We start from the raw sequence: 26,369 nt of genomic DNA on the forward strand, positions 1-26,369 counted from the left end.
AACTGACCTGCTTACAAGGAGCCGCCAAGCGTGCCCTTGGTGGACGGAATGGCATCGGACTTGCGCGGATCAATTTCGATTGCCACGCGTAGGGACCGTGCTAGCGCCTTAAAGGCACTTTCGATGATATGGTGATTGTTCTCACCATACAGGTTCTCGACATGCAGCGTGATGCCAGCCGCCTGGGCAAAGCCCTGGAACCATTCCCGGAACAGCTCGGTATCCATATCGCCCAGCTTGTCGCGGGTGAATTCGACATTCCAGATCAGATAGGGACGGCTTGAAATATCAAGTGCGACACGGGTCAGCGCCTCGTCCATCGGAAGCAGGCAGCTGCCATAGCGCGTGATGCCCTTCTTATCGCCAAGCGCCTTGGCAAAGGCCTCGCCGATTGCAATGCCGCTATCTTCGGTGGTGTGGTGGAAATCAATATGCAGGTCGCCCTTGGCCCGGACTTTAAGGTCCATCAGGCTGTGACGCGAAAGCTGTTCGAGCATGTGATCAAGGAACCCGACCCCGGTCTCGACGTCATAAACGCCGGTCCCGTCAAGGTTCAGTTCAACCATGATCTGGGTTTCGTTTGTGTTACGCTCAACGCGGGCCTTGCGCATGCAAAGCTCCTTTCCTGCAGATATTGATGCATATGACGGGTCGTATGTAGCAATAAAGCTGCCCAAAAGCCAGTTTTAGCTGGCTACGTATTGGCCGCAGTATTTCATAGGGTTTCTAAACTTTGCCTTGGCAAAATTGTCAGACCTTGGTGAGCGCGATGCTGTGATGGGAGATTTACATTTCGTGGCTTTAAAAGTCTGCAGCTTTAATCGTATCGATATCAATGTTGCCATTCAGTGCAGGAAAGAGAGTGAAGACCAGCTCTTGAGTGTAGATACTGGTACTATCGTACTGAGTTGACAACTTTTGGTGCCCTTCAAACTGGCTGTACGTACCATCTAGAAAGCCGTCGCAAGTCGAGTTTAGTTTTGTACCATTCGCAAATTGCACGACGTAGCTGCCGTCAGGAATATTATCGAACGATGCTTTCGATTTTTCTGCGACGTAAAAAGCAGCAACGGTATTTCTGCTAAGGCTATCTTTGATCTTAACTATAGCGTCGCCTTTTGAGCCGTTTTCAACAGTAATTTTGTGAGATGCCTCCAACTTACTCCCCATCTCGGAGAGGACTTCCCCATTTGTCGGCATATCCACGCATTGATTCACGATCACAGGTTCATTGTCTGAACCTGCTGAATTACCACTACTAAATGTCGAAATTTGATTGTTTTGCGCTGAGTCGAGGTAAATTGAGGCAGCAACGACTCCTGGTAGAAAGCTAACCATAGCAATTTGACTGGCAAAATTAGGAAAACTAAATCTCCAGTTTTGCTTGATGCTGCGTGGCTCTACGCCTTGGGCTCGGAGTAGATCAAGTAGTTCACTCGCAGCCGACGATATTCCTTTATCCGTTGAATTTATTAGTTTCGTGGCGATAGAAGCGGAGAGCAAGTAGTCACCCCGCTCAAGAAATGCGACAGCATTTTGCCACATTAGCTTTTCGTCAATTTCTGGACTTCTCTCTCCACCGAGTGAGTTTCTAATTACTTCTTTAATTGTATTGATTGGTCCCCAAGGAACCCCCCACCATCCGAATAAAGCGGAGATTGCTGAAGCTCTCAGTGCTTTCTTTTTTGCACATTGACTACAAAAAATTCCAGAGGTCGGGTTAGTTTGCGTTGCAAAGATATAACTAACGACTGATCGAAAAACTAAGAAGCGGGGTTGAGCTGTTGGCTTCGCACATGACGAACAATGTACTGGATTTACTTTGGCTTTTGGTTCTGGGGGTGCTGCATCTTGCTCACTGACGGTGTTGGTTTCGTCGTACTTTTTCCGAAGTTCCGGATCAATCAGAGTATCGTATGCTTCTGAGATAACGCGAAACCGCTCAGCGGCTTTAGGATCATCATTGATGTCAGGGTGATAGATTTTCGCAAGTGCTCTGTAAGTCTTTTTAATCTGTTCTATGGACGCTTCATGGCTGACGCCAAGGGAATGATAATAACCTCTCGGATCGTTACCCATTCTTCCCTCTCTTGCTGCACGAAATGTAGTTGATTTGTTTTCTGAAAAAGCGTGTCCCTGCAAACATAATGCAATTTAAAATAAATATTCAATTTGTATTAGCTAAACAAAGTCGAATTTATCGACATCAAACAGGCCGCGATCGGTCATTTTCAGGTGCGGGATCACCGGCAGGGCCAGGAAGGCGACCTGCAGGAATGGTTCGGGTAAAACACAGCCCAGATCCTTGGCTGCCTTGCGCAGATCAATCAGGTGCTCCTCGACGGTTTCAAAAGGCTCAAGGCTCATGAGGCCCGCAACCGGCAGGGCCAGTTCGGCCGTGACTTTGCCGCCATCGGCCACCGCAAAGCCGCCGCCCATTTCAATCAGGCGATTGACCGCTGCTGCCATGTCGGCGTCGCTTGCGCCGACAACGGTGATGTTGTGGCTATCATGCCCGACGGAGGAGGCAATCGCCCCGCGTTTCAGGCCAAAACCGCGCACGAAGCTGCGTCCGATATTGCCATTGACGCCGTGGCGTTCGACGACGGCGACCTTGATCACATCATTATCCAGATCGGGTTTCAGGCCATTATCGCCAATTTCAAGCGTCGCTTCATCGCGGAAGGTCAGGATAAGGCCCGGCTTGACCTTGATCACCGGGGTCTGGTTCTGACCCGGTTTGGGATCGCAGGCAAAGGCCTCTGCCGTGACCGGGGTTGCCTTCATCGACGTCAAACCGACAGGCTCAATGGTTTTGCGTTTGGCAAACAGATCCTTGGTGACAAGGCGGCCACCTGCAATGACATCGGTGACGTGGCAGGCTTCAAGATCATCAAGGATGGCGATATCGGCCCGCCAGCCCGGTCCGATCAAACCGCGATCACGCAGGCCGAAAATGCGGGCCGCGGAATGGGACGCGGCGCGATAGGCATGATGGATCGGGCAATTACGTGCCTTCAAATGACCAATTAATCGCGAAACAAGACTATCAAGATGACCTTCTTCGCCGATATCAAGCGGGTTGCGGTCATCGGTGCACAAGGCCACGAAGCTTGAGCTGTTTTCATCGAGAATTTCGGCCAAAGCCTCAAGGTCCTTGGAAACCGATCCTTCGCGGATCAGGATCGCCATGCCCTTGGCGAGCTTTTCGCGGGCTTCCTCGGCCGAGGTGGCCTCGTGATCGGTACGAATGCCGGCCGCCATATAGCCATTAAGGTCCGATCCGCGCACCAGCGGCGCATGACCATCGATATGGCCATCCTGAAAGGCTTCAAGCTTGGCCATGATGCCCGGATCAAGGTTGAGTACGCCGGGATAGTTCATCATTTCCGCCAGACCGACGACCTTTTCATGCGACCGGAACGGCAAAAGGTCTTCGATTTCAAGCCGCGCACCTGCGGTTTCAAACGCGGTGGCCGGTACGCAGGAGGACAGATTAACCCGCACATCCATCACGGTCTGTTCGGCGCAATCCAGGAAGTATTTGATGCCCTCAGACCCCAGCACATTGGCGATTTCGTGCGGGTCGCACAGGACTGTGGTGACGCCATGGGGCAGCACACAGCGATCAAACTCGAGCGGGGTGACCAGCGAGCTTTCAATATGCAGGTGGGTATCGATAAAGCCCGGCACGGCTAACTTGCCGGTGCAATCAATCTCGGTCTCGCCAGTATAGCTGTCATGGGTGCCGACAATCCGGTCGCCGACAATGGCGATATCGGTTTCGGTGACCTTGCCGGTGATCACGTCAAGCAAGCCGATATTGCGCAGAACCAGATCGGCCTTGATTTTGCCCTGACCGGCAAGAATGCATTTGCCAAGATGGGTTTGGGTAAGATCGCTGCTCATGGGCTCTGGTCCTGTCTTCTTGAAATTCTTTTACCATCCCCAAGGGTAAAGCATGTGGCGTGGGTATGCCTTGAATTTTTTGGGTATCTCAGCGTTGAAACTGTGTTTTGGTCGACATGAAGGTCGCGCGGTCAGCGGAAGCGGCAGTTGCGGGTGGCTTCTGCCCTTGACCGGGGCGTCTGCCGTGCTAACTCTTGGGCGAAGCAATCGATGAGATTCAAGGATAATTCATGAGCGAACAACAAAGCTGGCATGGCACGACAATTCTGTCCGTGCGCAAGGGCAATGAAGTCGTGGTGGCCGGTGATGGTCAGGTCTCGCTTGGTCCGACTGTGATCAAGGGCAATGCCCGCAAAGTGCGCCGGATCGGCCAGAAGGGCGAGATCATGGTGGGCTTTGCCGGGGCAACGGCGGATGCCTTTACCCTGCTGGAACGGCTTGAAGCCAAGCTTGATCGTCATCCGGGTCAGACGATGCGCGCCTGTGTCGAACTGGCCAAGGACTGGCGGACGGATCGTTACCTTCGCAAGCTTGAAGCCATGATGGCGGTGGCGGACAAGGACGTGTCACTGGTTCTGACTGGCCAAGGCGATGTTCTTGAACCCGAAGATGGCATCATCGCCATTGGTTCGGGTGGCAACTATGCGCTTGCTGCGGCACGGGCCCTGCTTGATCAGGACCTTAGTGCCGAGGAAATTGCCCGCAAGGCCATGGCGATTGCCGGTGAGATTTGCGTCTACACCAATGGCAATGTCTTGCTTGAAAAAATTGATCTTGAGGATGCGAAATAATCAAGGCGCCAAACCGGGCCTTGTTACGGCATTCGTCGCAAAAAGATACGGAATAAATCATGACCCAACATTACAGCCCGCGCGAAATTGTTTCCGAACTGGACCGTCACATCATCGGTCAGAAGGATGCCAAGCGCGCGGTCGCCATTGCGCTGCGTAACCGCTGGCGCCGTCAGCAGCTTGACGAAACCATGCGCAATGAGGTGCTTCCGAAAAACATCCTGATGATCGGGCCGACCGGTGTCGGTAAAACCGAAATCGCGCGTCGCCTTGCCAAACTGGCCGAGGCCCCGTTCATCAAGATCGAAGCGACCAAATTCACCGAGGTTGGTTATGTCGGGCGCGATGTTGAACAGATCGTGCGTGATCTGGTGGAAGTTTCGATCGACCTGACCCGCGAAAGCATGCGCAAGAAAGTCCGCGCCAAGGCCGAAATGCAGGCCGAGGAGCGCATTCTCGATGGTCTGGTCGGTGAAACTGCCTCCTCCGAGACCCGCCAGAAGTTCCGCAAGATGCTGCGCGAAGGTGAACTTCAGCACAAAGAAATCGAGATTAACGTGCAGGAAAGCAGTGCTGCTTCGATGCCGACCATCGATATTCCGGGCATGCCCGGGGCACAGATGGGGATGCTGAATCTGAACGATATGTTCGGCAAGGCGTTTGGTGGCAATACCAAGCCCAAGCGCATGACGGTCGAAGAAGCCTTTGAACGCCTGATCGATGAAGAAGGTGACAAGCTTCTCGATAATGACAAGGTCACTGCCGAGGCGATTGAAAATGTCGAACAGAACGGCATCGTGTTCCTGGACGAGATCGACAAGATAACTGCACGGTCCGAACGTGGTGGCGATGTATCGCGCGAGGGTGTTCAGCGCGATCTGTTGCCGCTGATCGAAGGAACCAACGTTTCAACCAAGCATGGCACGGTCAAAACCGACCATATCCTGTTCATCTGTTCTGGTGCGTTCCACCTTGCAAAGCCGTCCGACCTTCTGCCGGAATTGCAGGGTCGACTGCCGATCCGCGTTGAGCTTAAGGCACTGACCGAGGGTGACTTCCGCCGCATCCTGATGGAGCCGGAAGCATCCCTGATCAAACAGTATATCGCGCTGATGAAGACCGAGGACGTAACACTCGACTTCACCGAAGATGCGGTCGATGAAATTGCCCGTATTTCGGCCAATGTGAATGAATCGGTCGAAAATATCGGGGCACGTCGGCTGCATACGGTGCTCGAAAAGCTGCTGGATGACATCAGCTTTACCGCCACCGACCGTGGCGGTGAGACGTTCAAGGTCGATGCCAATTATGTCCGCGAACAGGTCGAAGACCTGGCCAAGGATACCGATCTTTCGAAGTTTATTCTGTAATCGAAACGTTCGATCGGACGAGATATGCAAAAGGCCAGCACATTGTTGCTGGCCTTTTTGTTTTTGAAGGTTTTCCGGTCGCTTAGGCGGAATGCAATTTCCGGACATTGTCGCCGGTTTTGGCCGGGAGATAGACCGTAAAGACCGAGCCAACACCCTGTTCACTTTCGATCTGCATGGTGCCGCGGTGGCGTTGTACCAGGTGTTTGACGATGGCCAGCCCAAGGCCGGTGCCGCCAACCGCGCGGGAGCGTGCGGTATCAACGCGGTAGAAACGCTCCGTCAGGCGCGGCAGGTGTTCGCGTGCGATGCCATCGGAATGATCGCGGATGGCAACGGCCATGATGCGGTCATGGCGGAAACGCGCCAGTGCACCCGGCGGGTTTTTGGCCAGACTGATCGAAACTTCGACATCGGTATTGGCGTGGCCGTATTTGATGGCGTTTTCGACCAGATTGACAAAGACCTGGGTCAGTTCCTTTTCCTCGCCAACCATTTCGGTGTCATCAAGCGTGCTGGTGACACGGATGTTCATGCCCTTGGCTTCGGCCTTCAGGGCAAGGCTTTTGGCGACCTTGCCGATGATCTTGCCGACATCGCAGTCCTCGGACGGCGGGGTATGTTCATTAAGCTCGATCCGGGCAAGCGACAGCAGATCTTCGATCAGATGCTGCATACGCTGGGCCTGATCGCGCATCACCGGCAGGAACTGGTTGAGCGCGTCGGGATCATCCTTGGCCGGGCCTTCAAGCGTTTCGATAAAGCCCAGCAGCACTGAAAGCGGGGTACGCAGTTCGTGCCCGGCATCGGTCGCGAAGTCGGCGCGCATCTGTTCGAGTTTGCGAAGCTCGGTCAGATCGGAGAATGTCAGAACGAAATTCCGGTCGCCGGCAGCAGCAGGCAGGCGTGCGGTCAGCACGTCGAAGTGACGGTGTGCATCAGCCGCCAGCACGAATTCCGCGTGCTTCATGGTTTCGCGCGCGCTTGCGACATCATCAAAGGCATCCAGAAGGATCGGGTCTCGGATAAAGCGGGTCAGATCACGGCCGGTTTCAAGGTTGTGAAACAGGCCCTTGGCCGCCCGGTTAAAGCCGGTCACCACGCGATGGCGATTGACCATCACCACCGGGTTGGGCAGGTGATCAAGGATTTCGGCATCGGTGCTGGTTTGTGCCTCAAGCAGGGCGATGCGATCACGAAATGCCGCGGCAATCTGGGTATAGAGAGATGATAGCTCGGAGGCGGCGGCAAAGCTGATATGTTGCGGCGGGGTGCCTTTATAGCGGTCGCGCAAATCGGTCGCATAGCGTGCCACCCGGCGCAGATCACCAAAATAGATGCGCAAGATCGCCGCAGCCCCGAGCCAGGCGGCGGTCGCAGACAGGATCGCTGTGCCCCAGCCAAGCTGCTCCATCGCCGCAAGGACGACAAAGACAACACCTGCCGGAAAGGCAACGGCCAAAGCCGTAAGTATCAATTGGCGGAAACCCAATTAACGCTCCTGTTTAAACGGGGTGACGGCGGTTTATCACGCGTGTGATCAAAAGTGGACCTAAAATGGTTATGGGCCAGTAAAGATCAAATAAAACTTTAATGACAGTTTTCTAAGCACTGAAGTGATTGAAAATATCTGTCGGGTGCGTGGTGATGCCGTCCTCTGCCCAACGCCTTTGGGCAAAATGCTCATGTGGGGAGTGTATCGGTTTGCGCCAACCGGCGGGCGGATGTTTTAACGCCCGCCGGTCAGGTTCTTGCTTGGTGTGATCAGAAGCCTGATCAGATGATTTCAGCACCCTGGTCGAAGCTCAGGCGCGGCTGGCGTTCAAACAGCTTGCTGCCATCGCCATAGCCGATATTAAGCAGGAAGTTGCTTTTATACGCGGTGCCAGCAAAGAACTCGGCATCGACTTTGGCGTTATCAAAGCCCGACATCCCGCCACAATCAAGGCCAACGGCCCGAAGGGCGAGGATGAAATAGCCTGCCTGCAGCGTGCCATTGCGAAATGCGGTGGTTTTGATGGCCTCTTCCTTGCCGGCAAACCACGACCGGGCATCGGTATGCGGGAACAGGTCGGGCAGCTTTTCGTAAAATTCCATGTCATGGGCGATGATGGCTGTCACCGGTGCCGTCATGGTTTTTTCGATATTGCCCTCTGCCAGGCAGGGTTTAAGGCGTGCACGGGCCTCGTCGGTGGTGACGAATGTAATGCGCATCGGTTCGCAATTGGCACTTGTTGGTCCCAGTACCGTCAGGTCCCAGGCCTTTTTGAGAAGTGCCGGGTCAACCGGTTTGTTGTGCCAGACATTGTGGGTGCGGCCATTGTGAAAAAGAAGGTCAAGTCCATCAGAATTAAGCATGCATCCTCGTCAATCAGAAGTGGTTGCCAAAAGTTCGATATGGTTACCATTAGATTTGTAATGTGGCGGACAATTGGCAAGAGCTGATATGAACTGTGGAAAAACAATCGGTTCACTGGTATTTTCGAAGTCAAAATGACCCTGCAAAACGCATTGCGTGGGGCAGGAGCCGGGTTTTCTACTGGGGGGAGATCCGAGGGCGCGAATGAGTTGCGCCCCGGCGTGGGTGGATCGCAAGATACTGGAAACAGATATGGCAGTTGAGACCAAAGGGCACAGCGCAATTTCGGCAGTGATGCGGGTGAAACCGCCGCGCAGGATGCACGGCCTTATTGTCGGTGTCTCCTTCGCGGTTGGGCTTACTTTTGGTGCTACGGCGGGCTTTGCCCAGATCGCGTCGGATAGTGCACCTGCAACCGATGAAACGGTTGAGGCGACAACTGCGGAGCCTGCGGTAACGGGGGCAGATGGTGCCGAAACCCCGGAAGTCCCGACGACCGAGGCAACAGCACAGGACGCGACCCAGTCCGATGCGCCGCAAAGTGCGGATCAGGAAATGGTTGCGCCAAGCGGAGACGCGACCTCGGCCGTGGTGTTTATGTATCATCGCTTTGGCGAGGGTGAATATCCTTCGACCAACATCACGATGGAACAGTTCGACCAGCACGTCAAAGAACTGACCAGCGGTCCCTATACCGTGATGGGCGTTCCGCAGATCGTGAGCGCGCTTGCCGATGGCAAGGGGCTTCCGGATCGCACCATCGGCATTACGGTCGATGATGCCTATCGTTCAGTTTACGAAAAGGCCTGGCCGGTATTTCGCGAACACAACCTGCCCTTCACCGTGTTTGTTTCCACCGAACAACTTGATTCGGGCTATGCCAACTACATGACCTGGGACATGGTGCGCGAATTGTCCAAGGCGGGTGTGACGATTGGTGGTCACAGCCAGAACCACGCCCATTTGCCGGATTTCGACATTGATCGCGTCAAGGCAGAGCTTGCCAATTCTGCCGCCCGGTTTGAGGAAGAACTCGGCTATGTGCCGGAAATCTTTGCTTATCCCTATGGGGAGGCCAATGGCGAGGTGATCGCCGCGGTCAAGGAAGCTGGCTATCGCGCGGCCTTTGGCCAGCAAAGCGGTGCGATGCATACCGAATCCGATTTCATGTATCTGCCGCGTTATGCCCTGAACGAGCATTACGGCGCGATGGATCGGTTTAATCTGGCGGCGAATTCGCTGCCACTTGTGGTAAGCGACGTCACACCGGCTGATTACACCCTGACCCGCAATCCGCCGGCCTTTGGCTTTACGCTGGCAGAACCGGCCCCGTCGATGAACTGTTACCCGTCCGAAGGGGAGCCGACCATGTCGCGCCTTGGCGAAGAACGGGTTGAAATCCGCCTCGATGGTCCGGTTTCAAGCGGGCGCTGGCGGATCAACTGCACCGCCATGGGGCCAGATTCACGCTGGCGCTGGTTCGGGATGCTTTATACCGTTCCATAAGCAACCGCTTGATGGCGTAAAACCCGATAATTAACGTCGGGATCTGAAATCCAAATAAAATCAACGCCATGTCCAGATGCCGGGCATGGCGTTTTTCAAACAATCCTGCGGCTTTCATCCTGTTCTTGATTGGGTTCTTGCGCCCGATTGGGGGACAATGTAGGTTAACCACACTTCTTAACCGTAATTAATTGGTAATCACAGTGCCAAGTGACTTAAATCGAAAGAGTGTCCTTCTGATCATCTCGGGCGGCATTGCCGCCTATAAGGTGCTTGAGGTGATCCGTCGGTTGCGTGATCGCGGGATCCATATCCGCGCTATCCTGACCAAGGGTGGGGCCGAGTTCGTGACACCGCTTTCGGTGGCGGCACTGACTGAAAACAAGGTCTATCAGGATCTGTTTTCCCTGACCGACGAAGCGGAAATGGGCCATATCCGACTCTCGCGTGAGGCGGACCTTGTTCTGGTCGCCCCGGCAAGTGCCGATATTCTGGCCAAGATGGCGACCGGACAGGCCGGTGATCTGGCGACAACTGCGTTACTTGCGACCAACAAGCCGGTGATGATTGCCCCCGCAATGAATGTCGAGATGTGGAACCATCCGGCGACGCAAGCCAATATCGCCACCCTTGAAAGCCGTGGCGTGCTCCGCGTCGGCCCAGCGTCTGGCGACCTTGCCTGCGGCGAATTCGGATCGGGCCGTTTGGCCGAACCGGCCGAGATTATCGCAAGTGTTGTTGATTTTCTGGAACAGCAAGGCGCGCCCAAACCCCTTGCGGGTAAAAAGGCGGTGGTCACCAGCGGCCCGACCCATGAGCCGATTGATCCGGTGCGTTACATCGCCAACCGATCCTCGGGCAAGCAGGGCCATGCCATTGCCGAGGCGCTGGCACAGGCCGGTGCAGATGTGACGCTGGTGACGGGTCCGGTAACCCTGCCCGATCCCGCAGGGGTGAAGGTCGTGCGCATCGAAACCGCACGCGAGATGCTGGGGGCCGTGCAGGCCGCACTCCCCGCTGATATTGCCGTTTGTGCCGCGGCGGTGGCCGATTGGCGCACGGCTGATGAAGCCGGTCAGAAGCTTAAGAAAGATGGATCGGGGGTGATCCCGGACCTGAAGCTTTCGGAAAATCCGGACATTCTGGCAACCATCAGCAAGTCCGGGCCAATGCGCCCGGGGCTCGTCATCGGTTTTGCCGCCGAAACCGAAAATGTTACCGACCATGCGCGGGCCAAACGGGCACGCAAGGGGTGTGACTGGATCCTGGCCAATGATGTGGCGCCCGCAACCGGAACCTTTGGCGGTGATGATAACGAGATTTGCCTGATTTCAGGTGACGACGAAACCACAGATGAACGGTGGGAACGCCAAAGTAAGACCGGGGTTGCCCGTGCGTTAAGAGCGCGCATCATCAAACATTTTTCCTGACGGGCGTATCCCGGAAGGCAGACAGAACGATTAGATCGGCAGATGATCCTGCCGGGACAAGACAAGGATAGACGATGTCGCTTTTAAGCGTTGATTTAAAGCAGCTTCCGCACGGGGCGGATTTGCCGTTACCGGAATACGCAACCGCGCAGTCAGCCGCAGTTGATTTGCAGGCTGCGATTGACGGGACGCTGGTTCTGGCACCGGGCAAACGTGCCATGGTCGAAACCGGTATCGCCATCGCCCTGCCCGCCGGGTTTGAGGCACAGGTGCGTCCGCGATCGGGTCTGGCTGCGAAAAACGGGGTTACGGTCCTTAATAGCCCCGGCACGATTGATGCCGATTATCGCGGCGAGATCAAAGTCATCCTGATTAATCATGGTGACGAAGCCTTTGAAATCGAGCGCGGCATGCGCATTGCCCAGCTGGTGGTCGCACCGGTGGCGCAAGTGACATGGAACGCCGTAGAAGACTTGAATGAAACCGCGCGCGGTGCGGGTGGTTTCGGTTCGACCGGAACAGCCAGCCCGGCCCGATAGGCCAGGGAAAGCATGCTGGTCGATCCGGTTTGATGCTATCTGGTTATGCCGTCTGGGGGGATGGCTGAACCGCAAGGGGAGTTGAGTGAAAAGATGCTGAAGCTTTCTAAGAAGATGCTGTTTGCGATCGAGGCGGTCGTGGACATTGCCTATAACGCGGCGGGTGAGCCGGTCCAGAGCCGGGATATCACCGCGCGTCAGGGCATTCCGAAACGCTATCTTGAACAGACGTTGCAACAGTTGGTGCGTGCCGACATTCTGGTCGGCGTGCGCGGCCCGCGCGGGGGATATCGGCTGGCGCGTGAACGTCGTCGCATCACGCTTGCCGATATCGTGTCGGTGATCCGGTCGATGGAAACATCCGATGACCCGATCGAGGATCCGGCAGGATCGCCACTGGGCAAGGAAGTCGTCCGTCCGCTGTGGCGGGAACTGCAGGACGAAATGATGAAGCAGCTTGAAAAAATCACGGTCGAAGACCTGTGCAACCGGGCACGTGATGCGGGCCTGCGCAGCGGGATTGAAGAGTCCCCGGATTTCATCATTTGATCTTATCGGGGTGCAGCGGTTTGGTGTATCGTCATTGCACAAGAAACTGCTGCTATTGAAGGTAAAACTACAAGTTTATGGAACGTTGCCCGGCACAGGATCTGTAAAAAATCTTTCAATCCGTTTGACCCGGATAAATAGCGAGATAAATACAGATCAAAGATGTGCTTGATGGCAAAAATACAGAAACGTGCGAGGAAAACATGACTGAGTTTCGCGGCAAGATTTACGACAGCATCATCGACACCATTGGCGCAACGCCGCTGGTGCGCCTTTCGCGACTGGCAGAGGCCGAAGGTGTCAAAGCCGATCTGATCGGCAAGCTTGAATTCTTTAACCCGCTGGCCTCGGTCAAGGACCGTATTGGTCTGGCGATGATCGAAAATGCCGAGAAATCCGGCAAGATCAAGCCGGGCGCAACCTTGGTGGAGCCGACATCGGGCAATACCGGTATTGCGCTGGCCTTTGTGGCGGCAGCCAAGGGTTACAAGCTGATCCTGACCATGCCCGAAAGCATGTCGCTGGAACGTCGCAAGATGCTGATGCTTTTGGGCGCGCAGATTGATCTGACCCCGGCGGCCAAGGGCATGAAGGGTGCGGTTGCCCGTGCCGAGGAACTGGTTTCGGAAATTGACGGTGCCGTCATGCTTCAGCAGTTTGACAACCCGGCCAACCCGGAAATCCACCGCAACACCACGGCCGAGGAAATCATCAAGGATACCGCCGGCAAGGTGGATATCTTTGTTGCCGGTGTTGGTACCGGCGGAACCCTGACCGGGGTTGGCGAAGTGCTTAAAAAGCATAACCCGAACATCCAGATCGTTGCTGTTGAGCCCGAAGACAGCCCGGTCATTTCCGGTGGCGCACCCGGCCCGCATAAAATTCAGGGCATTGGTGCCGGTTTCATTCCGGGCAACCTCAATATCGATGTCATCGACAAGGTCATGACCATCGGCAACGAGACTGCCTTTGCCACCGCCCGCAAGCTTGCCAGCATCGAAGGCCTTCCGACCGGCATTTCGTCCGGTGCAGCGGTCGCTGCCGGGATCGAGCTTGGCCAGCTGCCGGAAAACGAAGGCAAGCGCATTGTTGTGATCATACCGAGCTTTGCCGAACGGTATCTTTCGACCCCGTTGTTCGAAGGCCTGCAATAAGCAGCCTGAAAGACCAAAGATTTCAAAGGGTCCGGCACGATGTGCCGGGCCTTTTTCGTTGGCGGAATGCGGGGCTCTGGCTTGGTTGATTGAGCAAGCGAAGCATTTCGTTTCGATATAAATATGAAATCTTTGCTTGAGGCCACTGTTCCATGGGCTATATGCAAAAGCCTAGTGGATTACCATCTGATCTGATGACCGACGTTCTGACAGGAAGCCCACCCGCGTGAGTGATTTCGATTTCAGCGAAAATGAAGTGCAACGCTATGCCCGCCATATCGTCCTTAAGGAGGTTGGCGGCACGGGGCAGATGAAGCTCAAACGCGGTCGGGTTCTGATCGTTGGTGCGGGGGGGCTTGGATCGCCGCTTGCGATGTATCTGGCGGCTGCCGGGGTCGGCACGATTGGCATTGTCGATGCCGACACGGTCGAACTCTCGAACCTGCAACGTCAGATCGCGCATGGCATGAAGGATATCGGAACGCCCAAGGTCGACAGTGCCAAGGCGACCATGGCGGATATGAACCCCGAAGTTACCGTGCAGGCCCATAACACCCGGCTTGATGCCAGCAACGTCTTGGATCTGATTGCCGATTATGATGTGATTGCCGACGGGTCGGATAATTTCGATACGCGCTTTTTACTCAATGATGCCTGCTACCACGCGGGCAAGACGCTGGTTTCCGGTGCTGCCCTTCGTTTTGACGGGCAGGTATCGACCTTCAAGGCCCATCTGGGTGTGCCGCATCCCTGTTATCGCTGCATTTATCACGCCCCGCCGCCCGAAGACGCCATTCCGTCCTGTGCGCAGGGCGGCGTTTTGGGATCGGTTGTCGGCATGGTTGGCGGCATTCAGGCGACAGAGGTGCTTAAGGAACTGATGGGCATTGGTGATGGCCTTTCCGGGCAGCTTCTGATTATTGATGCGCTGTCCTCCTCGTTCCGCAAGATCAGGGTGCCCCGCGATCCGGGCTGCCCGACCTGTTCAGAAAACGCCACAATCAAGGACCTGTCTATTCATGAGCACTGAGTCTGATACGCCAAAAAAGCTTTCCCTGGTGGTGTTTTCCGGGACCTATGAAAAGGTTCATTACGCCCTCGTAATGGCATCGGCTGCCTTGGCGTCGGGCCGTGAAGTGACACTGTTCTTCACCATGGATGCCAGCCGGGCGCTGTTTGCGCCGTCGGGTTGGCGTCATCTGCGCACCGAGGTTGACGGGGCGACGGCGACATCGATTGATCTCAGTTATTCGACGCGCGGCATCGGCACTTTCGAAGAATTGTTGTCGGCCTGTGCCAGCCTCAATGCCAAGTTCATGATCTGCGAGATGGGCCTGCGCGCCCTTGGCCTTGAAAATCAGGCAAAGCGTGAAGAATTGGCAATCGAGACCGGCGGTGTTGTCACGTTCCTGAACGATGCCAAGCAGAATGGCGAGATGCTGTTCATCTGATCTTTGAGGTTCACGTTCGCCCTAGCTTGCCAGAAGCTTGACGCCCAGGCCGGCAAGGCAGATGCCAACACCACGTTCGATCCATGATTTGATCGCAGCAATGCGCGCCTGCACCGATGGCAGGGTCAGGGCTGTTGCGACAAGCGCAAACCAGATCATGTGGCAGGCCGCGATATAAACCCCATACGCGACTTCCTGCGCCACCGCGGTGTCTGGTGAAATCACCTGACTGAACAGCGATACGATAAACAACATGGTTTTGGGGTTGAGCGCATTGCAGGCAAAACCGATCCAAAACGCCGATCCGCTGTTCTGTGTCCGACGGGTTTGGTTTTGATCCGGCTGATCAGAAGGTTTGACGTTCGAAGCACTTTTGCTGTGATCTGGCCTGCCCAGCAGGCGTCGAATATCCGGCCAAAGCGCCGATACGCCAAGCCAGATCAGATAAGCCGCCCCAAGGTAGCGCAGAGCTGACAAAACCCAGACATTGCTGGCAAAAACAACACCAAGCCCGATCAGCGTGTAGCCGAGATGTACTGAAACGCCGGTGCCGATCCCGATGGCGCAGAGCACACCTGCCCGCCGTCCGCGTGCAAGGGCGATCCGGGTTACCATCGCAAAGTCCGGACCGGGGCTGATCACGGCGAGAATGGTGATGATGCCAACGGCAATGATTTCCATCGATAAGATATCGCCTGTCCATTCGGGCATGATGTGATCCTTTGTGAATGATGAATTCATTTGATGTGTGAGTGAATTCAGTATCAAACTGTTCAGATCGCCGGAAAATCGAAAAATACTGGTATTTGTTGTGAGTAATATTCACAGAAAACGCAGTTTGCCACCCTTGGCGGCCCTGCCCGCCTTTGAGGCCGCAGCCCGCCATCAGAGCTTTTCGCGTGCGGCGGATGAGCTTAATCTGACGCATGGTGCGATCAGTCGCGCGGTTGCACAAATCGAGGAACGTCTGGGTGTTAAACTGTTTGTTCGGCGCAATCGGCGTGTCTGGCTGACGGCCGCAGGTGAGCGGTTGTTGAAGGCAACAACGGTTGCGCTTGATGGGCTTGATCAGGCGATTGAGGATATCCATCGCCATGACAAGTCATCCCCGATATTGACCGTATCGTGCGAGCCCAGCCTTGCGATGCGTTGGTTGATGCCGCGTCTTGGCGATTTTCGCGAGGCCAACCCGGATCTGAATATTGATCTGAGACTGGCGGGCGGGCCGGTGGATTTGTTGGCGGATGGCTGCGATGTTGCCATCCGGCGTGCGGATTACGGGATTTCCGAGCATTACATCACCACCCGACTTTGGCCGGAATATGCGGGGCCGGTTTGCGATCCGGAATGCTGGGAAACCATCCTTTCAAGGGATTTGTCCAACGCCCGCTGGCTTCATACGCGAACGCGCCCCGATGCATGGGATGACTGGAAACGCAGCAGCGGCAGCACGGCAACCCCAGCAAGCGAGCAGTATTTCGATCATTTCTTCTTCGCCCTGCAGGCAGCCGTGAACCGGCTTGGTACGGCGATTGGTCCCTTGCCGCTTGTGGCTGATGATCTGGCGTCCGGGCGGCTGATAGCGCCGCATGGCATGGCCCCGACGGGCTTTGATTATGTCCTGATCACGCTTGATCCGCCCAAGCGTGATCCGCGAATTGCGCTGTTTTTTGACTGGTTGATGGCCAAGGCAACTGACATGGAGCATGCGATTTCACCAGCCTGACTGTGATCAAGGAACTGGTTGGCCGTGCATCACCTCGGAACATTGATTGCGTGCGAAGCGTTTGGGGAATGTTTGAATGGCAAGGGTTTATCGCATGCTGACCGACCTTCCCTATTTCGCCACGGCGGAAAAATACTTCGATATTGGCGTGATCGATATGATTGCGCGTCTGGTGGCGGCAACAGTCATTGGCATGCTGATCGGGTTGAACCGAGATGTGAATGGCAAGCCAACCGGCATGCGCACCCTTGCCCTTGTGTCGCTTGGTGCGGCGGTGGTGTCGGTCGTGGCGGTCCATTTTCAGGATCTGATTGATCATCCCGACGCGCTGTCACGTGTGGTTCAGGGGATTTTGCAGGGTGTTTTGACCGGGATCGGTTTCATTGGTGCCGGTGTTATTTTGCGCGAGCCAAAGAACATGTCGGTCACGGGGCTTACCACCGCTGCGACCGTCTGGATGACGGCAGCGCTTGGCATCGCCTGTGCGCTTGCGGCCTGGCATATCGTGATTATTGCAACCGTCTTGACCTTTATTATCCTGGTCGCGCTGAAACCGGTCGAACTCATGCTGGTGCGCTGGGTTGGCAATTCAGAGGCCGCCAAGGACGCCAAGGAGAGCTAGGGGCAATTTAGGGTAATCCGCGCCTCCGCGCCCTGGCTGGGTTGCACTTAGAAATCCTCGCCCTCGCGGAAGGCGGCAAGGTCGTCAATGCGGTGATAGGGCAGAAGCGTCTGAAGGTTTTCGGGCGGTGTGCCGTTCATCAGGTCATGCAGGTGGCGGGCAAGTACTTCGCCGACATGGCGCTGCGGCTGGTAGTAATAGGCAAGTTTTTGTTTCGAAAGCATGCGAAACGGCATGCCGCCAAAGCCGACAACACCAATTCCGTCGCGGATGGTGTCCATGCCAAGTTCCATCAATGCCTCAAGCGCGCCGATCATGGTCATCTGACTTGCGCAGACAACAGCCGTGACATCGCGCTGATTGGCAAAAAGTCGTGTTGTTGATTCGCGCGCAGCCCGCACGGAAATTTCCGACGGCATCCAGATCAGGCTATCGGGATCAAGCCCCGCATCGACCATGGCCCGGCGGGCCCCCTGTTTGCGATATCCGAAAAAGGTCAAGGCTTCGGGCGGGTCGATAATGCCGATATTGCGGTGGCCATCATCAAGCAACCGTTTTACTGCATCATAGGCCGCCTGTTCGTCATCATGATCGACAAAGGCATGCGGGGTCAGAAGTTCTGTCCGGCCAAAGCTGACAAACGGAAAGTCATGTTGCAGACAGTATTTCGCGCGACTGTCTTGCAAGGTGGTGCGTGAAAATACCACGGCATCGGCAAGGCGTTGGGTATGGACCTTGCGCACCGGATCAAGCGGATCTTCGCCGCGGGTCTGGGCCAGCACCAAGAGGGAATAGTTATCGGCTTCAAGACCCTGGGTTAGGCTTTCGACCTGTGCCAGAAAGCCCGGGTCGCCGTAATCACCGACTTCGGGGGAATACAGAATGGAACAAACCTGCATGGTTTTGCCGGTTCGAAGCATGACGCCACGGGCATCTGGCTGATAACCGATTTCTGCTGCGGCTGCCTTTACGCGGGCGACGGTGTCGGGTTTGACTTCCGGCCCGTCTTTAAGCGCACGCGATACCGTCGTGATCGATAGACCAAGGCGATCGGCAATCGTACGCAAATTGGGGCGAGCAGCAGGCATATACAGGTCCGTTCCATTCAAATTTCGGACAATCTAAGCGCCCGGTTGGCCTAAGGCAATGCGTTCTGTGAAATCACCTTGCGCATGAAATCATAGGATGCCTTGGGGGTGCGTTTCTGGGTGGTGTAGTCAACATGCACAAGACCGAAACGCTTTTCATAGCCATATGCCCACTCGAAATTATCCAGAAGTGACCAGGGCATGTAGCCCCGAATGTCGGCACCCACGGACTTCGCGCGAAGCAGGGCTTCAAGATATTCGGTGTAATAGGCAATGCGGTCCTGATCGTCGATCTGGCCGTTTGCCTTTGGGATATCGGTAAAGGCACCACCGTTTTCGGTAATGAAAACAGGCGGGTTACCGTAATCATCCTGCAGAATCTTCATGGTCTGATAGAAGCAATCCCCGTCAATCGCCCAGCCCATTTCCGTGCGGCGGAAATAGTTTGGCGGCTGGGCATGTTTGAACGGCCAAGCAGCGCCTTCGGCGGCCTGAATGTAACTTGGGAAATACTGGTTTAGCCCCTGGAAATCGACCTTGGTCTTGATGGCTTCAAGGTCGCCATCCTGAATATGGGGCTCCATCCGGTCGATAATCAGTTCCGGATAGCGGCCATAATATACCGGGTCCAAAAAGATGCCGTTCCATTTGGCTTCGAACAGATCAATCAGGTGTGCATCCTGTTCACGACGGTGCGGAAGCGCATAGCCCTTGTGCATCGGCAACACGAAACCGACCGGCACATCGGGATAATGGTTCTTGATCACCCGGGTTGCACGCGCATGACACAGGTTAAGGTGGTGGGCAACACGCATTGCCGCACGCGGATCGGTAATCCCCGGCGCATGGCGGCCTTCTTCGTGGCCGACCCAGGCAACGACATTCGGCTCGTTGAAGGTGACCCATGATTTCACCCGGTCACCAAGCCGGGTGACCAGAAGTTCGGTATAGTCGCCAAACCAGTCAACAATGTCACGGTTGGTCCAGCCGCCGCGATCCTGAAGCGCCTGTGGCAGATCCCAGTGATAGAGGCACAGCCAAGGATCCAGGCCACGTTCAAGCATGCCGTCAATCAGGCGGCTGTAAAAATCAATGCCGGTTTCGTTCACCTTGCCGGTGCCCTCGGGCATTACGCGTGGCCACATCACCGAAAACCGGTAATGGGTTGCGCCCAATCCTTTGATCAGATCAAGGTCTTCGGCCCAGCGATGGTAATGGTCGCACGCGACACTGCCATCATCGCCATTGGCAACGCGGCCCGGTGTTGCGCAATATGTGTCCCAGATGCTGGCACCGCGTCCGTCATCTTTTGCGCCGCCTTCGATCTGATAACTTGATGTCGAGACTCCCCAGCGGAAACCGTCAGGAAATGATTTGGTCATGTTCGCTTCCTTGCCCTAGCTTTGGATGTCTTTTATGGATCGCATCCAAAATCGTAACGTTTCGAAAAGCACAGCAAAAAAGCTTCCGTACTTTCATCTTGGCCTATTATGGTAAGGTTTTCGTGATTGACAAGGGTGAATAAAGCGCCTATCAAAAAAATCGTAACGTTACGATTTTCCGGTCATATCACTTAATAAGAAGCCGGGCGTGATCGTGTCCATTAGGGAGGAACATCCGTTATGATGAAATTTTCAAAGATTGCCGCAAGCGTGGCATTTCTGAGCGTCGGTGTATCTGCCGGTGCACTTCATGCCCAGACTGCCGAAGTCCTGCACTGGTGGACTTCGGGAAGTGAACAGGCGGCCCTTGGCGAAATCCGCAAGGCGTTCGAGGCCAAAGGCGGCACCTGGGTCGATACCCCGATTGCCGGTGGCGGCAACGCACGTGCCGCGGCCGTGAACCGTATGCTGGGTGGTGACCCGGCCGCCGTATTTCAGTTTTCCATTGGTCAGCAACTTCGCGAATTGGCTGATCAGGGGCTTCTGGCCAATGTCGGCGACGTTGCCACGGCAGAAAACTGGGATGAAAAGCTTCCACCGCTGATCGTCAAAGCTGCGAAATATGATGGCAACTACATTGCCGCACCGATCAACATCCATGGTGAAAACTGGATGTTCTATAACACGGCGGTTCTTGAAGAGGCCGGGATCGAGGTTCCGAAAACCTGGGATGATCTCATTGCTGCGGCAGAAAAGCTCAAGGCCGCCGGCATTACGCCGATTGGCCTGGGTGGTCAGCCCTGGCAGGAACGCATCATGTTCAACAGCGTCCTTTTGGGTGTTGCCGGTCGTGAGTTTTATGCCGAGCTTTACAGCACGCTTGATGATGACCTTCTGAAATCCGATACCATGCGCAAGGTGTTTGAAACCTTTGCAGCGCTCAAGCCGTTTGTCGACGAAGCAAGCCCGGGACGTAACTGGAACGAAGCGACCAACATGGTCGCCAAGGGCGAGGCCGCCTTCCAGTTCATGGGTGACTGGGCCAAGGGTGAAATCATCGCAGCCGGGATTGAACCCGGCACGACCGTCGGATGTGCCTTCGCCCCGGCGATTGACACGGCCTATATCATGACCGTCGATGCCTTTGCCTTCTCGGCAATGGATGGCGAAGACGCAACGCCTGCACAGACCTTGATGGCGCAGGTGATGCTTGAGCCGGACGTGCAGATTGCCTTTAACAAGAAAAAGGGATCAATCCCTGCCCGTCTTGATGTGCCTGCTGACAGCTTTGATGTCTGTGCCCAAACCGCCATCAAAACCCTTCAGGACAAGAAAACCCACCTTGTCAGCACCGGTTTGTTTGGTGTGCCAAGTGCGGTTTCGGGTGCGATTGATGACACCATCTCCAATTTCTGGAACAGTGCAGATATGAGCCCCGAAGAGGGTCAGGCACAGTTCCAGCAAGCGATTTCCTACGCAAAATAACGATTTGCGAGTTCCGGATATTGCGGAAAAGCGCCGCTGAAACCATGGATGTGGGTGCAGCGGCGCCTCCATAAATAGGCGAGAATGTCATGGCCGAACCGGCACCGGACGTGTTGCAGCGTTCCGAAGATCGAAAATTCACACTCAAGTCTGGAAAAAAGCGTTGGCGGCCGCAATGGAGTGCGGGGATGGCGCTTATCCCGGCGATGACAATCACGATTGTCTGCTTTTACGGGTTCATCATCTGGACTTTCGTCATTTCACTGACCCGTTCACGGCTTTTGCCCGTCTATAAATTCACCGGCTTTGAACAGTATGTCCGGCTGTTTGCCAATGAACGCTGGTGGACGGCGATGCAGAACCTGGCGATTCACGGATTCCTGTTTATCGGCGGCTGCGTTGTTTTTGGCTATTTTCTGGCGATTCTGATTGATCGCGGTGTCAAGGCAGAGGGGATGTTTCGAACGCTCTTCATGTTGCCGCTTTCGATGTCGTTCATTGTTACCGGTGTGATCTGGCAATGGGTAATGAATCCGGGGCTTGGCCTGCAAGAGGCCGTGCGCGCCCTTGGCTGGACCGGGTTTGAATTCAACTGGATCGTACGACCCGACAGATCGATTTATACGCTGGCCATTGCCGGAATCTGGCAGCAGGTCGGGCTGTGCATGGCGCTGTTTCTGGCCGGTCTTCGCAATATTGATCCCAATATCTGGAAAGCATCGCGCGTCGATGGCATCCCGGTATGGCGGGTTTATCTGCACATCATCACCCCGATGATGCGCACGGTTTTCTTCACGGTTTTTATTCTGATGAGTGCGATTGTGATGAAGGCGTTTGATCTGGTCGTCGCCCTTACCGGCGGCGGGCCGGGCTTCTCATCGGATCTGCCGGCACGGTTTGTTGTCGATCATATCCTCAACCGTCAGGAACTTGGTCTGGGGGCTGCCGGTGCGTTTGTCTTGCTGTGCACCGTGATTGCCGTGATTTCCCCTTATATCTATTTCGAGCTCAAAAAAGAGCGCGGCGGGCGGGGGCATTGATCATGCGATATAATCGATGGGCCCTTTACGGATTGCTTTGCCTGGCGGCCATTATGATTATGGCCCCTGTTTTTATCATGATTTCGACATCACTGAAATCAATGGATGAAATCAGGAATGGCAGCATCTTTACCCTGCCAGCCGATCCAAGCTTTGCCGCCTGGAGAAAAGCCTGGTTTGGTGACTGCACGCAGACACTTGGCGAAAAATGCGGTGGGTTGTCATCTTCGTTCATGACCTCGGTACAGATCGTCATCCCGGCCTTGTTCCTGTCGGTCGGGCTGGGCGCGGTGACGGGCTATTCGCTGGCGGTGTGGAAGATGAAGGGGGCGAATGTGATGTTTGCAGCCCTTCTGGTGGGCATGTTCATTCCCCCGCAAGTAACGCTTTATCCCCTGATCATCATGATCCGGGAACTGGGGATCTTCGGGTCCATTCCGGGTCTTATTCTGGTGCATGTCATCTGGGGTGTTGCGTTTACCACGATGATGTTCAGAAACTTTTTCAAAACCGTTCCGCAGGATCTTTTGAAGGCGGCCCGCATTGACGGGGCAGGATTCTGGCGATTGTTCTGGCATGTGATGTTGCCATTGTCGCTGCCGATCCTGGGTGTCGCGATGATTTTGCAGTTCACCTACATCTGGAACGACTTCCTGTTGGGGCTGACATTTGGCGGGCGATCTGGCCAGCCGATGACGGTGGCACTGAACAACCTTGTCGGATCCCAGTTCGGCGAGAAGGAATACAATGTTGATATGGCTGCAACCATGCTGACGGCCTTGCCCACACTGGCGGTTTATCTGCTGTCCGGGCGGCTGTTTGTGCGCGGCATTGCCGCAGGTGCAGTGAAAGGATAACGGGAATGAATGGCGTCGAACTGCGCAATGTGACCAAGGCCTATGCCGGGATCACGGTGATGGAAAACATCAATCTGGAAATCGCCGACGGGGATTTTCTGGTGCTACTGGGGCCATCGGGGTGCGGCAAATCAACATTGCTGAACATGATTGCCGGTCTGGAACCGGTGACGGGGGGCGCGATTGATATTAACGGGCGCGATGTAACAGCACTTGAGCCGGATGAGCGCGATATAGCGATGGTGTTTCAATCCTACGCCCTCTATCCAACGATGTCGGTGCGCAAGAATATCGGCTTTGGCCTTAAGATGGCGGGCATGCCCAAGCCCGAGATCGAAGAGCGGGTGAACGAAGTTGCCGAACTTTTGCAGATCACACCGCTTCTGGATCGCAAGCCATCGCAGCTTTCGGGCGGCCAACAGCAACGTGTTGCGATTGGTCGGGCGCTGGTGCGCGAGCCCGCGGTCTTCCTGTTTGACGAGCCGCTATCGAACCTTGATGCCAAGCTGCGCGCCGATATGCGGATCGAGCTTAAGCGTCTGCATGAACGTCTTGGCCGCACGATTGTCTATGTCACCCACGATCAGATCGAGGCAATGACACTGGCAACCAAGGTTGTCGTGCTTGATCGCGGCAGCATCCAGCAGGCCGACACCCCGGAAAACGTATATCGCCGCCCGGCAAACCGGTTTGTCGCAAGCTTCGTCGGGGCGCCGACGATGAATTTCGTCGATGGCACCCTTGCTCGCGATGGTGATCAGGTCTTTTTCGATACCGGTAACGGGAAATTGCCACTGGTTGATGTCCCCGCCGAGGCCAATGATCTGGTCGGACGTCCGATGACGCTGGGCGCACGTCCGGAACATTTGATGTTTGATGATGCCGGAATTTCTGCACGTGTCGTGCTGGCGGAGCCGACCGGCCCCGATCAATATGTGCGCCTGGCGGTGGCCGGTGCGGAAATGACCGCCCGAAGCGGGCCGGAACAGGCATTCAAGTCAGGATCAGATATCGGGGTCGTGATTGATGGCGCGCGGATGTCGCTGTTTGATGTGGAAAACGGCAAGGCGCTTTTGCACGGCTGAGTTTGATCGTTTGCGGGCCTTGGAATTGAAAAATGGCGGTGCATTGCGGCACCGCCATTTTGTTTATTTGACCATCATGGGTTCGGGCAGCGAACTGTCGGAAAACAGTGGATAGCGCGCGCGGGCATTGGGCAACTGATAGTGCCACCATTCATGATCGTAATATTCGAACCCGGCGCTGACCATGATGCCCAGCAGCAGGAAGCGGTTGGCTTCGGCGTCTTTGGAGATCAAATCAGACCCGTGATAGGACCGGATATGCATTTCATCAAACCCTGCCCCCATATCCAGTTCCTTGCCGTTTTGATCAATCAGGGTTAGATCAATGGCCACACCACGACCATGTGGCGATCCGAAATCCGGATTGGCGACGAAATCGGGGTTGGGCGAATGGTTCCAAAGGGCTCGTTGGGCTTCCTGGGGACGAAACGCATCAAGAATGCGCAATTTCACCCCCTGACGACGCGCCATGGCGGCGGCCTTTTTCAGACAGGCAGCGGCATCCGCGTGAAGATAGCAGGCAGGTCGTGTATAAATCGGTGCCCCGGTGAAATTGCGATCCGTGGCATAGACGATATCAATTTCGACATCATATTCGTAAGGCGTAATTTCGACCAGCGCCATCGCCGGAGGCTCCCTGTTCTTGTCGTTCACCGATTACATAAAAAAGATGCTGACTGGACAGTCGCGCATATCAGATCGCGCCGACCATAGCGCATCAGACGCCGCAAAGACAAAGGCGGAAAAGTCCGGTCCGACAATTTTGGCGATTGATACGGCATCAACGTCGCTGTCGACGGCCGTCTTGATAAATGGCGAGGTCAAAGGCGAACTTTATGAAGATATGGAACGCGGTCAGGCCGAGCACCTGATGGGGTTCATTGCCAAGACGCTTGAGATCGCGAAAGTCGAACTTGCCGATCTTGACGGTATTGCGGTGACGGTTGGTCCGGGAGCGTTCACCGGCATGCGGATCGGTCTTTCGACGGCGCGTGCGCTTGGTCTGGCGCGCAAGATCCCGGTGGTTGGCGTTAGTTCGCTTGAAGCCGTCGCCTATGGCGTGACGGAGCGCGATCATCAGGGTCGCAATATCCTGGTCGCCCTTGATAGCAAACGAAACGAAATCTTTGCCCAGGCCTTTGATGGCAAAAAACGCCCGCTTAGCAATGCCGAATGTGTCGCCCCGCGTCAGGCCCTGATGATGGCACCACCCGGTGATACCTTGCTTGCCGGGGATGCCACCCCGCGCCTTCTGACGGCTGCTGCCCATGCGCCGGACGCCTTTTATGATTGCACGGCACCCGGCCTTCCGCGGGCGGGCAATGTCGCACGGATCGCGGCCGCGCGTTGGGAAACCGGTGAAAACCTGGCGCCGGTGCCGCTTTACCTGCGCGCCCCCGATGCAAGACGCATCGAAGATCAGGGACCGCAGAAAAAGAAATGAGCCCGGCCAAATCCAACGATGGCAGTTCTGGTTCTGACGCCTCGCAGATTGTACTGGTGCCTTTGACGGCGGCCTTTGCGACGGTGGCAAGTGCGCTGCATGCTGAGGGCTTTGATGATGCCTGGGGTGAGGATGCAATTATCCGGTTGCTTGATGTGCCCGGTGCGTTTGGCATTCTGGCTTATCGACCCGGTGATCAGGCCAAAAATGCAAAGGATCAGCCACTTGGCTTTGTTCTGATGCAGACTGTGCTTGATGAGGCGGAAATTAATACCATCACGGTTGCCCCGGATGCCCGGCGCATGGGTGTGGGACGGGCATTGCTTGATGCGGTCAAGGATCGTCTCGTGGCGGCGGGTGTTACCCGTATCTTGCTGGAAGTCGCAGTCGATAATGATGGCGCGATTGCGCTTTATCGTCAGAACGGCTTTGCCGAAATTGGGCGTCGCAAGGGCTACTATGCTCGGCCCGATGGCCGAAAAGTTGATGCCTTGGTCCTCGAACGACTGATCTAGATAATTTTTTCGACGCCGGTCACCTTTTCGATCCATGGCAGGAATTTTTGTTTGCCAATAGGGTGTT

At 55.4% G+C, this 26,369-nt stretch carries 26 protein-coding genes; 17 read left to right on the forward strand and 9 right to left on the reverse strand.

The window, feature by feature from the left end; translation table 11 throughout:
- Window positions 1-11 precede the first annotated feature (11 nt).
- From hisB to ade, 3 genes are all read right to left on the reverse strand, one after another.
- Entirely contained in the window at window positions 12-611 is a 600-nt protein-coding gene (hisB, locus tag TH2_RS02530; RefSeq protein WP_008888824.1) for an imidazoleglycerol-phosphate dehydratase HisB, read from the reverse strand.
- A gap of 190 nt (window positions 612-801) precedes the next feature.
- Complete coding sequence (locus TH2_RS20455; protein ID WP_008888825.1) at window positions 802-2,079, reverse strand: J domain-containing protein; 1,278 nt, start codon at window positions 2,077-2,079, stop codon at window positions 802-804.
- Between the two features lie 102 nt (window positions 2,080-2,181).
- Entirely contained in the window at window positions 2,182-3,909 is a 1,728-nt protein-coding gene (gene ade / locus TH2_RS02540; RefSeq protein WP_008888826.1) for an adenine deaminase, read from the reverse strand.
- A 230-nt stretch (window positions 3,910-4,139) separates the two neighbouring features.
- Between ade and hslV the strand changes: the two genes are divergently transcribed.
- Together hslV and hslU are read left to right on the forward strand one after the other, a co-directional pair.
- Complete coding sequence (gene hslV, locus TH2_RS02545) at window positions 4,140-4,700, forward strand: ATP-dependent protease subunit HslV (protein ID WP_008888827.1); 561 nt, start codon at window positions 4,140-4,142, stop codon at window positions 4,698-4,700.
- 59 nt (window positions 4,701-4,759) lie between these two features.
- Window positions 4,760-6,070 carry an ATP-dependent protease ATPase subunit HslU gene (gene hslU / locus TH2_RS02550; protein WP_008888828.1) on the forward strand — a complete coding sequence of 437 codons (1,311 nt, stop codon included), beginning with the start codon at window positions 4,760-4,762 and terminating at the stop codon, window positions 6,068-6,070.
- Between the two features lie 82 nt (window positions 6,071-6,152).
- On the opposite strand, the gene TH2_RS02555 is transcribed toward hslU, so the two are convergent.
- Together TH2_RS02555 and TH2_RS02560 are read right to left on the reverse strand one after the other, a co-directional pair.
- The gene (locus TH2_RS02555; RefSeq protein WP_008888829.1) at window positions 6,153-7,562 is read right to left on the reverse strand and encodes an ATP-binding protein; all 1,410 of its coding nucleotides are present in this window, start codon (window positions 7,560-7,562) and stop codon (window positions 6,153-6,155) included.
- Between the two features lie 284 nt (window positions 7,563-7,846).
- Window positions 7,847-8,428: a malonic semialdehyde reductase gene (locus TH2_RS02560; RefSeq protein WP_008888830.1), complete on the reverse strand. Its 582-nt coding sequence runs from the start codon at window positions 8,426-8,428 to the stop codon at window positions 7,847-7,849.
- 253 nt (window positions 8,429-8,681) lie between these two features.
- Here TH2_RS02560 and TH2_RS02565 point away from each other — a divergent pair, with 253 nt between their 5' ends.
- The 7 genes from TH2_RS02565 (at window position 8,682) to TH2_RS02595 (ending at window position 15,058) form a co-directional block, all read left to right on the forward strand.
- Complete coding sequence (locus TH2_RS02565; protein ID WP_008888831.1) at window positions 8,682-9,935, forward strand: polysaccharide deacetylase family protein; 1,254 nt, start codon at window positions 8,682-8,684, stop codon at window positions 9,933-9,935.
- A 203-nt stretch (window positions 9,936-10,138) separates the two neighbouring features.
- Window positions 10,139-11,365 (forward strand): bifunctional phosphopantothenoylcysteine decarboxylase/phosphopantothenate--cysteine ligase CoaBC, encoded by a 1,227-nt coding sequence (gene coaBC, locus TH2_RS02570; protein WP_008888832.1) that lies wholly within the window; start codon window positions 10,139-10,141, stop codon window positions 11,363-11,365.
- 74 nt (window positions 11,366-11,439) lie between these two features.
- On the forward strand, window positions 11,440-11,904 hold the full coding sequence (gene dut, locus TH2_RS02575; RefSeq protein ID WP_008888833.1) for a dUTP diphosphatase: 465 nt from the start codon (window positions 11,440-11,442) through the stop codon (window positions 11,902-11,904).
- A gap of 93 nt (window positions 11,905-11,997) precedes the next feature.
- A complete protein-coding gene (locus TH2_RS02580) occupies window positions 11,998-12,453 on the forward strand; it encodes an RrF2 family transcriptional regulator (RefSeq protein ID WP_008888834.1) in 456 nt (151 codons plus the stop codon).
- 203 nt (window positions 12,454-12,656) lie between these two features.
- Complete coding sequence (gene cysK / locus TH2_RS02585; protein ID WP_040822518.1) at window positions 12,657-13,607, forward strand: cysteine synthase A; 951 nt, start codon at window positions 12,657-12,659, stop codon at window positions 13,605-13,607.
- 226 nt (window positions 13,608-13,833) lie between these two features.
- Window positions 13,834-14,637, forward strand: coding sequence for a HesA/MoeB/ThiF family protein (locus TH2_RS02590; RefSeq protein ID WP_008888836.1), 804 nt, complete (start codon window positions 13,834-13,836; stop codon window positions 14,635-14,637).
- Window positions 14,627-15,058 carry a DsrE family protein gene (locus TH2_RS02595; protein WP_008888837.1) on the forward strand — a complete coding sequence of 144 codons (432 nt, stop codon included), beginning with the start codon at window positions 14,627-14,629 and terminating at the stop codon, window positions 15,056-15,058. Before TH2_RS02590 ends, TH2_RS02595 begins: the two co-directional genes overlap by 11 nt.
- Window positions 15,059-15,079: 21 nt before the next feature.
- Here TH2_RS02595 and TH2_RS02600 read toward each other — a convergent pair whose 3' ends face one another.
- Window positions 15,080-15,769 (reverse strand): LysE family translocator, encoded by a 690-nt coding sequence (locus TH2_RS02600; protein ID WP_008888838.1) that lies wholly within the window; start codon window positions 15,767-15,769, stop codon window positions 15,080-15,082.
- A gap of 100 nt (window positions 15,770-15,869) precedes the next feature.
- On the opposite strand from TH2_RS02600, the gene TH2_RS02605 reads away from it, so the two are divergent.
- Together TH2_RS02605 and TH2_RS02610 are read left to right on the forward strand one after the other, a co-directional pair.
- Entirely contained in the window at window positions 15,870-16,784 is a 915-nt protein-coding gene (locus TH2_RS02605; protein WP_040822523.1) for a LysR substrate-binding domain-containing protein, read from the forward strand.
- Window positions 16,785-16,860: 76 nt separating this feature from the next.
- On the forward strand, window positions 16,861-17,406 hold the full coding sequence (locus TH2_RS02610) for an MgtC/SapB family protein (RefSeq protein WP_008888840.1): 546 nt from the start codon (window positions 16,861-16,863) through the stop codon (window positions 17,404-17,406).
- 47 nt (window positions 17,407-17,453) lie between these two features.
- On the opposite strand, the gene TH2_RS02615 is transcribed toward TH2_RS02610, so the two are convergent.
- Together TH2_RS02615 and TH2_RS02620 are read right to left on the reverse strand one after the other, a co-directional pair.
- Window positions 17,454-18,494 (reverse strand): LacI family DNA-binding transcriptional regulator, encoded by a 1,041-nt coding sequence (locus tag TH2_RS02615; protein ID WP_008888841.1) that lies wholly within the window; start codon window positions 18,492-18,494, stop codon window positions 17,454-17,456.
- A 50-nt stretch (window positions 18,495-18,544) separates the two neighbouring features.
- Window positions 18,545-19,876 carry a GH1 family beta-glucosidase gene (locus tag TH2_RS02620; RefSeq protein ID WP_008888842.1) on the reverse strand — a complete coding sequence of 444 codons (1,332 nt, stop codon included), beginning with the start codon at window positions 19,874-19,876 and terminating at the stop codon, window positions 18,545-18,547.
- 240 nt (window positions 19,877-20,116) lie between these two features.
- Here TH2_RS02620 and TH2_RS02625 point away from each other — a divergent pair, with 240 nt between their 5' ends.
- The 4 genes from TH2_RS02625 (at window position 20,117) to TH2_RS02640 (ending at window position 24,343) form a co-directional block, all read left to right on the forward strand.
- Complete coding sequence (locus TH2_RS02625) at window positions 20,117-21,361, forward strand: ABC transporter substrate-binding protein (protein WP_008888843.1); 1,245 nt, start codon at window positions 20,117-20,119, stop codon at window positions 21,359-21,361.
- A gap of 89 nt (window positions 21,362-21,450) precedes the next feature.
- Window positions 21,451-22,401 (forward strand): carbohydrate ABC transporter permease, encoded by a 951-nt coding sequence (locus TH2_RS02630; protein ID WP_008888844.1) that lies wholly within the window; start codon window positions 21,451-21,453, stop codon window positions 22,399-22,401.
- Window positions 22,402-22,460: 59 nt separating this feature from the next.
- Window positions 22,461-23,258 (forward strand): carbohydrate ABC transporter permease, encoded by a 798-nt coding sequence (locus TH2_RS02635; protein WP_238538645.1) that lies wholly within the window; start codon window positions 22,461-22,463, stop codon window positions 23,256-23,258.
- Between the two features lie 5 nt (window positions 23,259-23,263).
- Window positions 23,264-24,343 carry an ABC transporter ATP-binding protein gene (locus TH2_RS02640; RefSeq protein WP_008888846.1) on the forward strand — a complete coding sequence of 360 codons (1,080 nt, stop codon included), beginning with the start codon at window positions 23,264-23,266 and terminating at the stop codon, window positions 24,341-24,343.
- Between the two features lie 63 nt (window positions 24,344-24,406).
- Here TH2_RS02640 and ddpX read toward each other — a convergent pair whose 3' ends face one another.
- The gene (gene ddpX, locus TH2_RS02645) at window positions 24,407-24,967 is read right to left on the reverse strand and encodes a D-alanyl-D-alanine dipeptidase (RefSeq protein WP_008888847.1); all 561 of its coding nucleotides are present in this window, start codon (window positions 24,965-24,967) and stop codon (window positions 24,407-24,409) included.
- Window positions 24,968-25,013: 46 nt separating this feature from the next.
- On the opposite strand from ddpX, the gene tsaB reads away from it, so the two are divergent.
- Window positions 25,014-25,787 carry a tRNA (adenosine(37)-N6)-threonylcarbamoyltransferase complex dimerization subunit type 1 TsaB gene (gene tsaB, locus TH2_RS02650; protein WP_238538646.1) on the forward strand — a complete coding sequence of 258 codons (774 nt, stop codon included), beginning with the start codon at window positions 25,014-25,016 and terminating at the stop codon, window positions 25,785-25,787.
- Window positions 25,784-26,302, forward strand: a complete 519-nt coding sequence (gene rimI / locus TH2_RS02655) for a ribosomal protein S18-alanine N-acetyltransferase (RefSeq protein ID WP_008888849.1) — start codon at window positions 25,784-25,786, stop codon at window positions 26,300-26,302. Before tsaB ends, rimI begins: the two co-directional genes overlap by 4 nt.
- Window positions 26,303-26,369: the final 67 nt, after the last annotated feature.

This window comes from Thalassospira profundimaris WP0211 (assembly GCF_000300275.1).
GTDB classification, from domain to species: Bacteria; Pseudomonadota; Alphaproteobacteria; order Rhodospirillales; family Thalassospiraceae; genus Thalassospira; species Thalassospira profundimaris.

Excerpts from the sequence above, each read along its gene's own strand:
- hisB (WP_008888824.1), bottom strand. The coding sequence starts at position 611 with ATGCGCAAGGCCCGCGTTGAGCGTAACACAAACGAAACCCAGATCATG.
- TH2_RS20455 (WP_008888825.1), bottom strand. The coding sequence starts at position 2,079 with ATGGGTAACGATCCGAGAGGTTATTATCATTCCCTTGGCGTCAGCCAT.
- ade (WP_008888826.1), bottom strand. The coding sequence starts at position 3,909 with ATGAGCAGCGATCTTACCCAAACCCATCTTGGCAAATGCATTCTTGCC.
- hslV (WP_008888827.1), top strand. The coding sequence starts at position 4,140 with ATGAGCGAACAACAAAGCTGGCATGGCACGACAATTCTGTCCGTGCGC.
- hslU (WP_008888828.1), top strand. The coding sequence starts at position 4,760 with ATGACCCAACATTACAGCCCGCGCGAAATTGTTTCCGAACTGGACCGT.
- TH2_RS02560 (WP_008888830.1), bottom strand. The coding sequence starts at position 8,428 with ATGCTTAATTCTGATGGACTTGACCTTCTTTTTCACAATGGCCGCACC.
- TH2_RS02565 (WP_008888831.1), top strand. The coding sequence starts at position 8,682 with ATGGCAGTTGAGACCAAAGGGCACAGCGCAATTTCGGCAGTGATGCGG.
- dut (WP_008888833.1), top strand. The coding sequence starts at position 11,440 with ATGTCGCTTTTAAGCGTTGATTTAAAGCAGCTTCCGCACGGGGCGGAT.
- TH2_RS02580 (WP_008888834.1), top strand. The coding sequence starts at position 11,998 with ATGCTGAAGCTTTCTAAGAAGATGCTGTTTGCGATCGAGGCGGTCGTG.
- cysK (WP_040822518.1), top strand. The coding sequence starts at position 12,657 with ATGACTGAGTTTCGCGGCAAGATTTACGACAGCATCATCGACACCATT.
- TH2_RS02595 (WP_008888837.1), top strand. The coding sequence starts at position 14,627 with ATGAGCACTGAGTCTGATACGCCAAAAAAGCTTTCCCTGGTGGTGTTT.
- TH2_RS02600 (WP_008888838.1), bottom strand. The coding sequence starts at position 15,769 with ATGCCCGAATGGACAGGCGATATCTTATCGATGGAAATCATTGCCGTT.
- TH2_RS02610 (WP_008888840.1), top strand. The coding sequence starts at position 16,861 with ATGGCAAGGGTTTATCGCATGCTGACCGACCTTCCCTATTTCGCCACG.
- TH2_RS02615 (WP_008888841.1), bottom strand. The coding sequence starts at position 18,494 with ATGCCTGCTGCTCGCCCCAATTTGCGTACGATTGCCGATCGCCTTGGT.
- TH2_RS02620 (WP_008888842.1), bottom strand. The coding sequence starts at position 19,876 with ATGACCAAATCATTTCCTGACGGTTTCCGCTGGGGAGTCTCGACATCA.
- TH2_RS02625 (WP_008888843.1), top strand. The coding sequence starts at position 20,117 with ATGATGAAATTTTCAAAGATTGCCGCAAGCGTGGCATTTCTGAGCGTC.
- TH2_RS02630 (WP_008888844.1), top strand. The coding sequence starts at position 21,451 with ATGGCCGAACCGGCACCGGACGTGTTGCAGCGTTCCGAAGATCGAAAA.
- TH2_RS02635 (WP_238538645.1), top strand. The coding sequence starts at position 22,461 with ATGGCCCCTGTTTTTATCATGATTTCGACATCACTGAAATCAATGGAT.
- TH2_RS02640 (WP_008888846.1), top strand. The coding sequence starts at position 23,264 with ATGAATGGCGTCGAACTGCGCAATGTGACCAAGGCCTATGCCGGGATC.
- ddpX (WP_008888847.1), bottom strand. The coding sequence starts at position 24,967 with ATGGCGCTGGTCGAAATTACGCCTTACGAATATGATGTCGAAATTGAT.
- tsaB (WP_238538646.1), top strand. The coding sequence starts at position 25,014 with ATGCTGACTGGACAGTCGCGCATATCAGATCGCGCCGACCATAGCGCA.
- rimI (WP_008888849.1), top strand. The coding sequence starts at position 25,784 with ATGAGCCCGGCCAAATCCAACGATGGCAGTTCTGGTTCTGACGCCTCG.